Annotated in this window: 12 protein-coding genes; 3 read left to right on the forward strand and 9 right to left on the reverse strand. The window is 37.7% G+C overall.

What is annotated here, in order from left to right; translation table 11 throughout:
* Window positions 1-12: 12 nt before the first annotated feature.
* A complete protein-coding gene (locus G7051_RS06225; protein WP_166112584.1) occupies window positions 13-438 on the reverse strand; it encodes a helix-turn-helix domain-containing protein in 426 nt (141 codons plus the stop codon).
* Window positions 439-1,065: 627 nt separating this feature from the next.
* Here G7051_RS06225 and G7051_RS06230 point away from each other — a divergent pair.
* On the forward strand, window positions 1,066-3,051 hold the full coding sequence (locus tag G7051_RS06230; protein ID WP_166112587.1) for a DUF4954 family protein: 1,986 nt from the start codon (window positions 1,066-1,068) through the stop codon (window positions 3,049-3,051).
* Window positions 3,052-3,147: 96 nt separating this feature from the next.
* Window positions 3,148-4,077, forward strand: a complete 930-nt coding sequence (locus G7051_RS06235; RefSeq protein ID WP_166199071.1) for a hypothetical protein — start codon at window positions 3,148-3,150, stop codon at window positions 4,075-4,077.
* Window positions 4,078-4,115: 38 nt separating this feature from the next.
* On the opposite strand, the gene G7051_RS06240 is transcribed toward G7051_RS06235, so the two are convergent.
* From G7051_RS06240 to G7051_RS06260, 5 genes are all read right to left on the reverse strand, one after another.
* The gene (locus G7051_RS06240) at window positions 4,116-5,144 is read right to left on the reverse strand and encodes a pentapeptide repeat-containing protein (RefSeq protein ID WP_166199072.1); all 1,029 of its coding nucleotides are present in this window, start codon (window positions 5,142-5,144) and stop codon (window positions 4,116-4,118) included.
* 163 nt (window positions 5,145-5,307) lie between these two features.
* A complete protein-coding gene (locus tag G7051_RS06245) occupies window positions 5,308-5,886 on the reverse strand; it encodes an LUD domain-containing protein (RefSeq protein ID WP_166199073.1) in 579 nt (192 codons plus the stop codon).
* 3 nt (window positions 5,887-5,889) lie between these two features.
* Window positions 5,890-7,269: a lactate utilization protein B gene (locus tag G7051_RS06250; protein WP_166199074.1), complete on the reverse strand. Its 1,380-nt coding sequence runs from the start codon at window positions 7,267-7,269 to the stop codon at window positions 5,890-5,892.
* Entirely contained in the window at window positions 7,266-8,006 is a 741-nt protein-coding gene (locus G7051_RS06255) for a (Fe-S)-binding protein (protein WP_166199075.1), read from the reverse strand. The genes G7051_RS06250 and G7051_RS06255 overlap by 4 nt, the downstream gene beginning before the upstream one ends.
* 398 nt (window positions 8,007-8,404) lie before the next feature.
* Window positions 8,405-9,955 carry an L-lactate permease gene (locus tag G7051_RS06260; RefSeq protein ID WP_166202695.1) on the reverse strand — a complete coding sequence of 517 codons (1,551 nt, stop codon included), beginning with the start codon at window positions 9,953-9,955 and terminating at the stop codon, window positions 8,405-8,407.
* A 296-nt stretch (window positions 9,956-10,251) separates the two neighbouring features.
* Between G7051_RS06260 and G7051_RS06265 the strand changes: the two genes are divergently transcribed.
* Window positions 10,252-11,607, forward strand: coding sequence for a DUF4026 domain-containing protein (locus tag G7051_RS06265; RefSeq protein ID WP_166199076.1), 1,356 nt, complete (start codon window positions 10,252-10,254; stop codon window positions 11,605-11,607).
* 109 nt (window positions 11,608-11,716) lie between these two features.
* Here G7051_RS06265 and G7051_RS06270 read toward each other — a convergent pair whose 3' ends face one another.
* The 3 genes from G7051_RS06270 to G7051_RS06280 all read right to left on the reverse strand — a co-directional run bounded on the left by G7051_RS06270 (window position 11,717) and on the right by G7051_RS06280 (window position 14,287).
* Complete coding sequence (locus tag G7051_RS06270; RefSeq protein WP_166199077.1) at window positions 11,717-12,670, reverse strand: NAD(P)-dependent oxidoreductase; 954 nt, start codon at window positions 12,668-12,670, stop codon at window positions 11,717-11,719.
* 65 nt (window positions 12,671-12,735) lie between these two features.
* Window positions 12,736-13,107 carry a DUF3127 domain-containing protein gene (locus tag G7051_RS06275; protein ID WP_166112611.1) on the reverse strand — a complete coding sequence of 124 codons (372 nt, stop codon included), beginning with the start codon at window positions 13,105-13,107 and terminating at the stop codon, window positions 12,736-12,738.
* Between the two features lie 43 nt (window positions 13,108-13,150).
* Window positions 13,151-14,287, reverse strand: coding sequence for an AI-2E family transporter (locus G7051_RS06280; RefSeq protein WP_166199078.1), 1,137 nt, complete (start codon window positions 14,285-14,287; stop codon window positions 13,151-13,153).
* Window positions 14,288-14,296: the final 9 nt, after the last annotated feature.

Genomic DNA, 14,296 nt, shown 5'->3' on the forward strand with positions numbered 1-14,296 from the left:
AAATCTTACATCTTATTTCTTGTCCATCAGCATCTTCTCCAGCAAGCTGATCTTTTCCTTTTCATTGGCAAGCATACGCTCGTATAGCTCTACTTTTTCGTTGCACAATTTGATCACCTCTTCTAGAGGATTATAGTTATTCTGAATTATAGCTACAGCATGATCTGAAAATGTACTATTTTCAATATAATAATTGAAACACGCATCTTCTTCTAAATTCTTAAGAGTATCAACTGGTACTTCCAATGCTTTGGCAAAGCGTTGCAACATTTCCTCATCGATAACTCTTTTATCCTCGTACCTCGAAATGGTCTGCTGAGACAAATTAACCAACGGTTCTAAGCCCTGTTGACTTATTCCTTTTGATTCCCGAATACGTTTCACATTATGTCCCTGATGTACATTGGGTCTATCTAAAGTTTCTGCTTGAGCTTCCATGAATGACGAATTAATAGTTTACGATATAACGGATTGGTATTTGAAATGTTGACACCTCTACAAATATATATAAAAATAGAATGGAACCGAGTGGGTAAGTAAATAATTTGTGAAAATCGAGTGGATTACTCTTGCGCTTATCCTGTAAATTTAAGTTTTTTGTATCACAATAATTTTATCTATAAATAGAGAAAACATCCTTACTAAACGATCTTTGAATATATTGAACAGAACTATAACCCATACGATTAATTAATCTGTATTGCCATTCGGCATTGTAAACATGTGTCTGTGAGAAGAGAGAAGAAAGGCTTTTGGATATGAGCCTTTCTTCAATCTTTGAAAATAGACTTTCGAATTAAAACCGACCTACATTCATTTAACTGATTATAGTAAACAACCTCAGCACCTCAGCACTCTTTTACAACTGCTACACCAGTTCAACGCCTGATAAAGTACTCTTCTTTATGGGCGTTGATCATTTATTTCAAAAAGAAAGAAAATCACAACTTTCTATAATATAATTCTAGAATTATCGTTTAATATGTAAAATAAATACTTATTAAAACAATAATAAGAGGCTTTTGACAGGTTATCCAAGCTAAAGCTACAAAAAGAATACATACTATGGAGTATAGAAAATTAACTGAATCTGAAATCTTAGCACTACAAAGTCAAGGGTGTGCTTGCGACAATTGGGACAATGTATCTGTTCATCACCAATTCAACACAACCTATATCTGTCAGGTAAATTTTTCGGGAGAAATAAAACTTGGGGTTTACGAAAAAGAATTCACCCTTCCGGGAGGAATCAAGAAACATTCGGGAATCAAAAATGTCACGCTTCACAATTGTGAGATAGGCAATAATACCTTTATTTCGGACGTAAACAATTACATTGCAAATTATAAGATTGGAGATAATGTATTTATCCACAACTTAGAATTAATGTATGTCGATCATAATTCGTCTTTCGGCAATGGAATAGAAGTTACGGTTCTGAACGAAACAGGAGGACGGGAAGTTATTATTCATGACAATCTGAGTGCTTCATTTGCCTATATTATGTCATTTTACCGACATCGTCCGGTATTGATTCATAAAATGCAGGAGATCGTAAAACTACATACACAAAATAACTCTTCTTCGATTGGAACCATCGGCAACAATGTGAAGATAATAAATACGGGTACGATCAAGAATGTACGCATACACGATTATGCTACCATCGAAAGTACCTGCCATCTCGAAAACGGAACTATCAACAGTAACGAATACGACCCTGTACATATCGGATATAATGTAATGGCAAAAGATTTCATCATCAGCTCAGGTTCGCATGTCGAAGATGGAACAATGCTAACCCGTTGTTTTGTGGGTCAGGCGTGTCAATTGGGGCATACGTATTCGGCAAGTGATTCGCTTTTCTTCAGTAATTGTCAGGGTGAAAACGGTGAAGCATGTGCTATCTTCGCAGGCCCATATACCGTTACGCATCATAAGTCGACTTTGCTGATTTCGGGAATGTATTCGTTTATGAATGCCGGTTCGGGTTCGAATCAAAGTAACCACATGTATAAATTGGGCCCTATCCATCAGGGGGTAATGGAAAGAGGCGGTAAAACTGCCAGTGATTCATACATTCTTTGGCCTGCCAAAATAGGGGCTTTCTCATTGGTTATGGGACGTCATTACCGAAATTCGGATACATCAAAAATGCCTTTCTCATACTTGATAGAGCACGACGACGAAACTGTTCTGGTACCCGGAGTCAACCTGCGTAGTGTAGGTACTATACGTGATGCCCAGAAATTCCCAAAACGTGACAAGAGAAAAGATCCGCATAAGCTCGATCAAATAAACTTTAATCTTCTCAGTCCTTATACAGTGCAGAAGATGTTTCAGGGAATCGAAGTTCTGAATGAACTGTTAAGCACTTGCGGTGAAGCATCGGTTCATTATACGTATCGCGGATGTCGTATCAAAGGCTCTTCGTTACGCAGTGGCTTGAAGTACTATGATATCGCTATTACTAAATTTTTGGGTAACTCTATTATATCCCGTCTAAGCAACTGCCCATGTAGCAACGATGAGGAAATCAGAGAATATCTGAAACCCGATAGTGATGCCGGATTAGATAAATGGCGCGACTTAGCAGGGCTTTTAGCTCCAAGTACCGAAATAGATAAACTTATTGATGATATAGAATCCGATAGACTGACCTGTATTAAGGATATAAATGCTGTTTTTGAAAGACTTCACAAAGATTACTATTCTCTGGAGTGGACTTGGGCATGGGATAAGATTCAGGAGTACTTTAATCTTTCTTTAGAGACAATTACAGCTAAAGACATTATCTCTATCGTTGAGAGATGGAAAGAGGCAGTCGTAAAACTCGATTGGATGATTTATGAGGATGCCCGTAAAGAATTCTCTTTGCCTACTCATACCAGCTTCGGGATGGATGGCGATAAAAAAGATCAAAAGATAGACTTCGAGCAAGTAAGGGGTATTTTCGAGAAAAACTCTTTTGTTGAAGCGGTTCTGGAGCATATCAAAGTGAAATCGAAGCTCGGTGAAGATATGATAGAACGGTTGTCGAAGAGTATATAAAACAGATCGGATAAATAGATTCCCGATTTTCATAAGTTGTCAGATTAATTTGAATTTGTATCTTTGCACGACTAAATACATATCTAACAACACATTATGAAATTTATCTATTTTATCGCGACCCTATTACTCTTAACAGCCTGTGATCCATCGGGTAAAGCCCCATCTAAACAATTTTGGATGGATAACCCTACTGATAAGACAATTCAGGTTAAAATTGATTCGGTAGTTTATGATCTTCCGGCTAACTCAGGGTTAACTGTAGAATTACTTGCAGGCAGACACTCCTTGGCATACGATGGCGAATCGGTTCAGTTTTTCGTAAAGCCTAACGATCAGGGATGCGTTATCAACCCGACATTAAGCAACTATGTTTTCTTCCACGAAATTTATATAGTAGAAGGCAAAGAGAAAGAAGGCAATGCAGAATATGAAAAAATGAGAGCGATCTATATGCACCCGTTCGAAATACAACCGGGAGATACAATAGATGTTCCTTTCCAAGTAATCAGTGACCAATTGTTTATTGAGCAATACGAATATTTCTGGCATCTGGGAATAACCGAGTCCTATAAAAATAATGCTAAAACCAGTGCGGACTTATCACGTGCATCGACTGCACCTCAGTCGAAACTATTCAGGGAAAATGACTTCTACAACTATGTAGGACGTGAGAATCTGCCCGAAGGCTTCGCTCTTAAACAAAGCAACTATAAACTGAGCGACTTAAAGCCTTTTGTATTTGTTGCGGATACTATAACTATTGACTGCGAACCTGCTCAAAAATATTTAGACTTGTATCGTAGCCGTTTCAAAGAACTACTAAATAGTGATGCTGAACATTATCAGGCAAAATACGATACGTTACGTTATTATACTAAATTCCCTACAGAAGTAGAAAAAGAGTGTAGTTCTCGCTACAACAAGGACAGAGTTAGCAGCGACAATGATATTGACAAGGCATCTGTTCGCATTGGCAAAAACCTAGAGAAACTAGGCGAGAAGAATGCTATTGTAATCAATTGATTCTATACAAAACCATATAATACAAAAAAGGTAGAGACTCATGAAATCTCTACCTTTTTAGTTATAGTAGCCGATTGTGCTTTAATTTCATCCAAAGAATATCCGCCTAATTTGGTATTTTCAAAATTCACGGCATCTTCCATATCGGCATCTTTAAAGTCTATATTATCCAGCAAGGTATCTTTAAAACTCACATGGTGAAAGACTACATTCCAAAAATCGGAATGAGAAATCCGTCCTTTAGAGAAAGAGGTATTCTTAATATGTGAGAGATCAAAAACAGTTTTATCGAAACTGCTTCCACTAAAATCGACTTCGTCAATAAAGGCATCCTCTAAATAACACGAAACAAAAGTGGCATTCTTAAAGCTCGATTTAATAAATTTTGTCCGCGAAAAATCAACATTGGCAATATACGACTCATCCAGATTAATGCCTTCCAAAACACAATCCGACAAATCGGTCATTAAATTACTATACACCTGCTTATCATTTTTAAACAGAACCTTTACAATGGTTTGAATGACAATAGTAGGCTTTTTGTTGATTCTCCACGCCTTGCCATTCTCTTCATTTTGAATGGTATCGGTGTTTTCGCGTACATAGGCACACAAGATATCCTGTATGATATTTACATACCCTCTCTGTCCTTTATCTCCTATTGAAGTCTCGAGTGCTATTTGATGCAAAGCATAAATTCCTGATAAAATAGAACTTACACTATCGCTCCCCAACAATGTTGCAGCATCCTTAAAACGGGTGTTAATCTGACCTCTTTCGTTAATATTATTCTGACGGGTCTGTTCGGCTACCCTCCTGTTATTAATCCACAAACCCAAAAGTACCAATGCACCTCCAAGTACGGTTGCTACTGTTCTGACATACTCACCCAGTGCTGCGGTAGTATCGCCAAAGAGTACAATATGGGCACCGAGTTTATAAAAAATAATCCCCAGAAGAATTGTTCCGAATATAATAATCAGAAAGATATACTTATAATAAAACTTCGAGATAGCTTTCTTATTCGTTTCTAATAGTGCTGCAAATGTTTTCGCTTTTTTCGACATGACTTTTATACAATCTTTATTACAAAGATAAATATATTAAGGACACAGACCTATTTACCAGTTTTACCACTAGAACAACTATAGCCATTTATAAGTTTGAAAAGAATCAAAAAAGCAGACTACCTATCAGATAATCTGCCTTTTTATATATAAAAAAAACGTGTTACCTCAACAACACAATCACTCCTTTGGCACCATGAGCACCTACAACAAGCGACTGCTCAATATCCGCCGTTTTCGATGGACCCGAAATAAATACACCAAAACCGTAATCATTAAACTTGATCTGATCATAAGCTTCATGCATATTATTTACAATTTTACTCTTATCCAGCAAGATAACCAGATATTCGGAAATGAAATAAACAACTTTTTCTTTTACATTCTGGGGTATCCATACACAAGCATTCTCGGCAACACCCAACTCTCCCTGGATAATAGCCAGATCGGTTCCGTTTAAATTATGGGCATCGTCTACCTTGTCTGGATTAACAGTTGCAATACTTATTTCGGGAAGATTAGAAGCTATTACTTTTGCATCAGGGTACAAAGAACGTATCAACGCATTGATATCTTCGCCGTCCTTTACAACCATGGCATCACCACCGACAGCCTTGCACATCTGTGAGAACTTTTCTTGCTTATCGGGATATTGGATCGCAGCAATATCTAAATCGGGCATATCGTACTGAACTTTGATATGTCGTTTTACATTGGATAATATATCGTTTTTACTACTCATAGCTTAATTCTTTTTGTTTTGTACCTTACCTTTCTTCCACATCGAAGTAAAAGATTCTGACGCAAACTTAGGCAGTTCTCGTCCTTTACCCCAATCATTCAAACCATTGTAAATAAGGAACCGGGGCATATGATTGATGATAGGAGCCATTCTCAGTCCGGCTTTGTATAAGGCGGGATGTGTAAATAGAAACTTCATTCCCCCCGACATCATTTTCTTCATCTTGTCTGCTTTACCTAACGAGTTTAAGTCCTGCCTCCATCTATAAATCTGATCTGCCAGATCAATCTTCGCAGGACAAACATTATTACACGAATAGCAAAGCGAACATGCCGATACATTATCGAAATATTCTTCGGGGTTCTTTAGCATACCCAGATTAATACCGATAGGACCCGGTATGAAATAAGTATAGGAGTATCCACCACTCCGACGGTAAACAGGGCAGGTATTCATACAAGCCCCACAACGGATACATTTCAGTGTTTGGATATGTTCATCATTACCCAATATATCGCTTCTTCCATTATCTACAATGATAACGTGCATTTCTCCACCCTCGCGTGGCTTACGGAAGTGAGACATGTATGAGGTCACCGGTTGACCGGTTGCCGAACGAGCTAAAAGACGAGAGTATACTGCCAACGATTTATGATTGGGAATGAGTTTTTCCAATCCCATAGATACAATATGTATTTTGGGCAAAGATGTTCCCATATCGGCATTGCCCTCATTGGTACACACCACTACATCACCCGTATTTGCGACGGCAAAGTTACATCCCGTCATTCCCACATCTGCCGTAAGAAATTCGTTTCGAAGATGCTGACGGGCGGCACGTGTTAAATAAGTAGGATCGCTATTATCTTTTTCGGTATGCAATTTTTCTTCGAATAATTTACCTACTTCCTGCCTTTTCAAGTGGATGGCGGGCATCACAATATGACTGGGCGGTTCGTCCATCAATTGAAGAATACGCTCTCCCAGATCGCTTTCAACTACATCAATACCTTTTTCGATCAGATAAGGATTCATGTGGCACTCTTCGGTAAGCATCGATTTACTTTTCACCAGTTTCTTGGCTTTATGTTTCGATAGTATACTGTATACTATTTCGTTATGCTCTTTGGCATCTTTTGCCCAATGAACTATAACGCCATTTGCTTCAGCATTTCGGGTAAATTCTTCTGCATACGTATCGAGATGGGTAATCGTATGCATTTTTATTTTACTCGACAGCTCTCTCAGCTCTTCCCATTCGGGAACATCCATAGCCATTTTGTCTCTTTTCTCACGAACAAACCAAAGAGTCTCGTTGTGCCATGTCTCTTGTTCTTTATTTGCTATGAAGCGGTTTGCAGCTTCTGTATGTTTTGTACTCATAGTCCGGCAGCTAAAATTTGAACAACATGAATAAACTTGATAGGCAGTTTTTCTCTGTTTACCACCCCTTGCATATGCATCAAGCATGAGCTGTCAGCACCCGTAATATATTCAGCACCCGTAGCCATATGGTTCTTCACTTTATCTTGTCCCATACATACCGATACAGAAGGCTCTTCGATAGAAAACATTCCACCGAATCCACAACACTCATCCACTTTTTGCGGTTCGAGCACCTCAATACCTTCCACTTTGTCCAATAAATCTTTGATCTTTGAATAGCGTGGAATGTTCAGCTCACTGGCCGATGACAGATGCAATTCGCGTACTCCGTGACAACTGTTGTGTACACTTACTTTATGAGGAAATTTTCCGGGAAGTTTGTCAACTTTCAACACATCGTGCAGAAATTCACACAAATCATAGATTTTACCACTGGTCTGGCAAAGATGCCCTTCCTTCTCTAGCAATCGGGGATAATTTTCTTTTACAAATACAGCGCAACTCGCCGATGGAGCTACAATGTATTCATACTTATCAAATAACTTCTCAAATTGCTGAGCCAAAGGAATGGCCTCATTCTCGAAACCTGCATTGGCCATAGGTTGACCGCAACATGTTTGATCGATCGGATAATCTACCTCTACTCCCAAATGATCGAGCAACTTATATGCTGCCACGCCTACTTCGGGAAATACGGCGTTTACATAACATGGAATAAATAGTCCGACTTTCATTTCTATTATAATTTTTAGGTTGATCTGATTTTATTAATTCAGGATATCAGGCTTTGCTATCAGTTTAAGATGACACTGTTGTACAGAGTACACAAAAAGATGACAAAACTTGTACAAAAATGTCATTTTTATGTAAACATATAAACATCTATTAAACAGGAAATAAAGGTGAAAAACATTACAAAAGTGACAAAAGTTACACCTTCCCATAGGTTTACTTATTCTGTTGTATTGTCACCTTATTTTTTTCAAAGATCAATATTCTTTTTATAGAGGCAGATGCAACCAGCCTATCTTGCAGCAACTTTATTATTTGTGCCGAAGGATTCGACCTACCTCTATGACGTTAGCCCGTTTTGGCTAATTTTCGCACTCTTTAATAGATAAAAAATTATCGCTTAGAACATTAGGGTACCCATCAATTTAGGTACAAAATATACCATAAGCCCTGCTACAACTATATATCCTAAAGCAAAAGGCATAGCTTTTTTCATAATCTCGCCTTCACGTCCTTGCAAACTACAAGCCGAAGTCGCAACAGCTATACTTTGGGGTGAAATAATCTTTCCTCCTGTTGCTCCTGCCGTATTTGCTGCTGCCAGCCAGCTCGGATCTACTCCGATAGTATGCCCTACCGATGCTTGAAGTTTACCAAACAAGATATTCGACGACGTATCGCTACCTGTAAGGAATGTACCCAAACATCCGATTGTAGGTGCAAATAACGGATATAGAGAACCTGTTGTTATTGCCAAAGCTAAACCAAGTTGGGCAATCATACCCGAAAAATCCATAGTAGATGAAAGTGCAATAAGGCAACAAACGGTAACAATAGTCTTACGTTGTTGTTTTATAACCCTGCCCAATAAGTTAAGCAGATCAATTATCTTAGCTCCTTGGATAAGACCTCCCATAATAGAACCTAAAAATAAAAGGACTCCGGCATCTATAAGCCACGAGATCTTAACAGATCGTACAATATCGGCTTGGGCAACTGTATCGAATATATTAAAGCTGAATGTAGTACTTAAGATAGGAGCCAATACCGCTCTTAATGGTAACAACGGACTGGTCAATATCACCAGCAGAAGAATCAATCCATAAACACTCCAAGCACTGATTATTTCGGAAGTCGAGCGTTTGGGGAACTGTGCCTTCAGCTCTCTATCTTCGTCTGTTGCTGTAATTTTAGCATACAATATAATAGCAATAATTGAAGCAATACTTCCTAATATTGCAGGAGTTTCTGCCCCCATATATCGGGCGGCAATGTATTGTGTTACTAATGAAACTAGACCCACGATAACACTTAATAGAATATGTTTGGGTAATGATTTAATTCGGGGATCGGTCATAAAAACCAACACGAATGGTATAAGTATCATTAAAGGTGATAATTGCAATACAACCTGTGTACTTAAAACCTGTATATTGTCCACACCTGCCTGTTCAGCCAACACCTTTACAGGAGTACCTACCGCTCCAAATCCTGTAGCAACACTATTGGCTATAAGACTGGCTACTGCCGAGAAAATCGGCTTAAAGCCTAAGCTTATCAGTATGGCTGCAGGAATAGCAACTGCTGTTCCAAAACCTGCCATTCCTTCCAATAATCCTCCAAATCCCCAGGTCAACAAAAGAACCTGAATACACTTGTCGGACGATATGGATGAAAACTGTTCTTTCAGAACCTCCATTTTACCGGTATGTACCAATACATTATAACTGAATATAGCCATGATGATGATAATAAGAATCGGGAATATGGCTTTTAACACTCCATAGATAATAGACAGACCCGTATCAGCCGCCGGAAGATGAAAAGCAAACAAAGCTATCAGAACTGTAGTTGCCAATGTTATGAGAGCACTCTTGTCTCCCGACATTTTCAAAAAACCCATCAGGATGATGAGCAAAACTACTGGTGTCGCGGCAAACAAAACCGACATCCAATTGAGGTCAACTACTAAATTAGAGGCTTGAAGAATTACGTTTAAAATCATGGTTGCGGTGATTAGTTTGTTTCTAAATTTGGGTTAACTATGTATCGACAACGCAAATTATATTTTTTTTTCCAGAAATCTACTATGGTTTTATATGTTATATTGCATAATTGTTTAAGAATTCTAAAATCCGAAATAATATAGAAGATATAAGCTATAAAACAAATAATTCGAGAAGATACAAAGGCTGGTTTCTTTCTTATATATTATTATCTTTGAATATAATTTTACTTGACATAAATATGGAAAACGACGACAAATACAAGATATTGAGCGAAGGTGTAACTTTTAAACCTTCGGTGATGGGTGTAATATCTTCCAGACAAGACTATTCTTTTACTTTTAATAATATCAACAATAAACTTAAAGAAAATACTCATTTCAATCTTTTGTCTTTCGAGTTATCAAAGGCTACCGACCATATCGAAAAAGAATACATTGCTACAATTGAGTACTTATCGGAAATATACAGACTAAATATATCGGAGTCATCCGTAGAAGACCTTCGTCTTGAGGAATTTGGTCTGGCAAATATGATTAATGAAGATGACTTTAATACAGCCTTATCTCAAGCAAAGTACCTCAATGTTGCTGTAAATTTTGGAAAAAAGCCTCTTGATTCATTTCATTTTCAGTTGAAAGTATTAAACGCAATAGTACCCGAAGCAAGTTTAGTTATTGACTTTATGTCTTTCCGACTGCTTTCAGGAAAGTGGCTAAATCTCACAGCTGCTTCATATACTCCACCATCTCCTGATTATTTATATGCTTTGCATGCTGTATATGACGAGAAAGAGGAGCAAACCCAATATTGGTTTCATACACACGGATTACTCCGATGCGGACTCATAGAGCTGGAAATACTTAATACATCCACCGGAGCGCAACAAATGCACGATCTGGTCAACCATATTGTGAAAAGGTTTCTTTTCGATCCATCCAAAGAACATGAGAAATTCACTGCCGGATTCGACGGATTGGATATAAATCTAGCATGGATTCGCTGGGAAGAAGCCTTAAAAGATTTTCCCGCATCTATTCTAGGAGGTTTCCAGGATAGGGAAGGAGACAATAATGCTCATAGCGAGCCATCGGGAGTGTTATTTGCAATTGAAGATGGTCATCTTATTTCTCCCGAAATTTATGCTTCTACATTATCCAATAACCCGATTCTGTTTGTTTCTACAGAAGAGACGATAAGGATGAGCCGATTAGCAAAAGAACGCTATTCTTACTTTCTTAATACTTTCGAGAAGTATATCAATCAGCCTAAAAAATCATTCTTTCAGAAAATCTTCAGAAAAAATGAGCCCAATCACAATCAATGGTGCTTTATCATTAAATTCGGATTGGTTGTTGACGATGCAAACAATGATACGGAAAGGGAACATCTGTGGTTTAGTGTTATATCTGCCAATGAAAAGTCTGTCGAAGGAAAACTTCTAAATCAACCCTATTGGATAGCTTCTCTCAAGGAGGGAGATATAAAATCCTACCCCATAGACATTCTCACAGACTGGATCATTTACGATCCGGATGGCAATCAATATACACCTGATTCGATATATCAGTTGATTGAAAACGACGATGAATACTAAGTAAATAATAAAAATAAGCCCTATAAACTCGTAAGTTTATAGGGCTTATTGTATAATCATTTATTAGAGTGTACCTCTCTATTTACTGCAATAAAAATAGTCGGTGAACTTAATTAACTTTCGAAATCGGCTTACCGGCATAAAAATTAATTATATTTTCGGCAACTTCGCGCTGCATATCGTATCGCCCCTCGATAGTCTGAGTTCCGGCATGAGGAGTTAGTACTACATTATCCAACTTGAAAAATTCAGGATTAATACGAGGTTCTGTTTCATAAACATCCAGTCCTGCTCCAAAAATTCTATTATTTTTCAATGCTTCTATCAGAGCAACCTCATCAACTGTAGATCCACGCGATGTATTAATAAGTACTGCGTTTGATTTCATCTTATCAATTGCCGCCTCATTTATAATATGATAGGTTTCGGGAGTAGCAGGAGCATTTATCGAAATAAAATCCGATTGAGACAGCAATTCATCAAAGCTGACGTATCTGGCATTGTATTTCTCTTCCATCTCTTTTGTTACAGGTCTTCTATTATGATAAATAATATTCATCCCGCAAGCAATAGCACGTCGGGCAATAGCCTGACCTATTCTGCCAAAACCATATATTCCTAAAGTCTTTCCATAAATAGCAATTCCGGGATTATCATATAATCCCCAACTTACTCCTTCGGGTGTACGCAATTTATTATTATAGAAACCAATTCGACGGGCAACCGCATGAATCAGTCCAAAGCAAAGCTCTGCTGTAGGTTCTAAAACCGAATTAGGGGTATTAGTTACAACAATACCTTTCTGAGCGGCATACTCTACATCAATGTTGTTATATCCAACACCAAAGTTAGCGATGAGCTTCAGATTCTTTGCCTTATCAATAATCTCTTTATCGGTATAGAAACTGAAATTTGGAATAAAAACTTCATATTCTCCTATAATATCATGTATTTGGTCTTTCTTAAAATATCCGGATGGAGGATAAGTTAGATCAAATTGTTCATTTAATACCTGAAAAGGTTCACGATGAAAATTATGTCCTGATAAGATTTTCTTCTTCATAATTATACTCTTTTAGGATTCAAACACAACCTGATGAGACTAAAGCATCAGTAATAACTAAGTCCTTAGAAAGGCAGGTCATCTGCACTGTCACCTCCAAAATCAGCAGGTGCAGGTGGTGGAGTTTGTTGTGCATATTCGGGCATTCCCTGAGCAGCTCCTCCGGCAGAAGGCATAGCTAAATCTACTTTCCAAGCTTTTACATCAGTATACCAGCGTCCGTTATATTCGCGGCTTTCTACGTCAAACGATATATCCAGCATATTTCCTATTTGCAGTACCGACTCACTTGCTTTGTCGCCCCATATAGATATACATACTTTTTTAGGATATTGTCCATCTGTCTCCACAACTACATCTTGCTTTCTCCACTCTCCGTTTTTACCCATTCCTGTTTGGAGTGGCAATACTTGTATTAATTTAGCTATTAATTGCATAATTCAATCTTAATTTTTTTATTAATCACAAAGGTACAAAAAACTACTCATTTGAGAGTTCCTTATCTGATTTTTCAGCTTCAAGAGTATGCTCCTCCTTTTCTTCGGCATCTATAAACTGCTGATAATAGGACAATAGCAAAGTAGTAAGAGGTATCGCAATAATCATTCCTGCAATTCCCATTAACGACCCCCATATAGAAAGAGATAACAGTATTATAGCCGGATTGAGTCCCATGGCTTTACCCATAATACGAGGAACCAATATTATATCTATAATACATTGGATAACCAGATATAATAAGAACACCAAGCCAATAAGTGCCCAAAAACTTTCGCCTGTCTGAGACACTTTTAGCCAACATAACAATGTCGCGGGAACTATGCTTATAATATGCATATACGGTATCATATGCAAAAAGCCAATCAAGATACCCAAGACAATAGCCAGAGGCAAACCTATAATCTGGAAACCGGTAGCAAATAAAATAGCTACAATCACACAGATGAGTGCCTGATGACGAAAGTAGGTATTCATACTTCTTTCGACATCGATTGTTACTCTACTAACAAAAGCTCTATGTCTGTGGGGAATAAGATCCATCCACAGTTTATTTATTTTATCATAATCCAGCAAAATAAATATCAAATAAAGGATGATGATAAATACGACCGTAAAACCGAAGATAAAAGAGATACTGTTCGAAACTATATTTTCAAGTGTGGGTATCAAATATCGAATTGTTTCGGAGGCACTTTCTTTAGACAATACATTACGAATAGAATCGAAATCGATATTCTTAGCTATAAAATCATGTACACTGAGAGGTATACCATTTACCGTAAAAGATTGTAAATCGTATGTTGCAATCAGATTATTAATCTGATACACCTCATTCTCTATCAATGGTGTTATACCAATAAACAATAAAGTAAGCAATCCGATAAGTAAAGCAAAAGTAATAAGCACGGCAACAAATCGCTTCTTGAGCCGCAAGCGGTCTTGAATAAAACGCACAATCGGATTTAGTAAATAGGCGATCAGCCAAGCTACCAGAAAGGGAAGCAAGACACCTCTCAGGATGTATATCATATATATACCTGTACCAATCAGCAAGACACTGATAGATAAACGAATTACCCGATCGAAAGTAAAAGGTTTATCAAAACTGTTCTTCATGAAATTTTT

The sequence above is a fragment of the Dysgonomonas sp. HDW5B genome (assembly GCF_011299335.1).
Lineage (GTDB): Bacteria > Bacteroidota > Bacteroidia > Bacteroidales > Dysgonomonadaceae > Dysgonomonas_A.

Bases quoted from the DNA above. Each gene is read 5' to 3' on its own strand.
- G7051_RS06245 (WP_166199073.1), bottom strand. From the start codon at position 5,886: ATGAGTAGTAAAAACGATATATTATCCAATGTAAAACGACATATCAAA.
- G7051_RS06255 (WP_166199075.1), bottom strand. From the start codon at position 8,006: ATGAAAGTCGGACTATTTATTCCATGTTATGTAAACGCCGTATTTCCC.
- G7051_RS06270 (WP_166199077.1), bottom strand. From the start codon at position 12,670: ATGAAGAAGAAAATCTTATCAGGACATAATTTTCATCGTGAACCTTTT.
- G7051_RS06240 (WP_166199072.1), bottom strand. From the start codon at position 5,144: ATGTCGAAAAAAGCGAAAACATTTGCAGCACTATTAGAAACGAATAAG.
- G7051_RS06275 (WP_166112611.1), bottom strand. From the start codon at position 13,107: ATGCAATTAATAGCTAAATTAATACAAGTATTGCCACTCCAAACAGGA.
- G7051_RS06230 (WP_166112587.1), top strand. From the start codon at position 1,066: ATGGAGTATAGAAAATTAACTGAATCTGAAATCTTAGCACTACAAAGT.
- G7051_RS06250 (WP_166199074.1), bottom strand. From the start codon at position 7,269: ATGAGTACAAAACATACAGAAGCTGCAAACCGCTTCATAGCAAATAAA.
- G7051_RS06280 (WP_166199078.1), bottom strand. From the start codon at position 14,287: ATGAAGAACAGTTTTGATAAACCTTTTACTTTCGATCGGGTAATTCGT.
- G7051_RS06260 (WP_166202695.1), bottom strand. From the start codon at position 9,955: ATGTCGGTTTTGTTTGCCGCGACACCAGTAGTTTTGCTCATCATCCTG.
- G7051_RS06265 (WP_166199076.1), top strand. From the start codon at position 10,252: ATGGAAAACGACGACAAATACAAGATATTGAGCGAAGGTGTAACTTTT.
- G7051_RS06235 (WP_166199071.1), top strand. From the start codon at position 3,148: ATGAAATTTATCTATTTTATCGCGACCCTATTACTCTTAACAGCCTGT.
- G7051_RS06225 (WP_166112584.1), bottom strand. From the start codon at position 438: ATGGAAGCTCAAGCAGAAACTTTAGATAGACCCAATGTACATCAGGGA.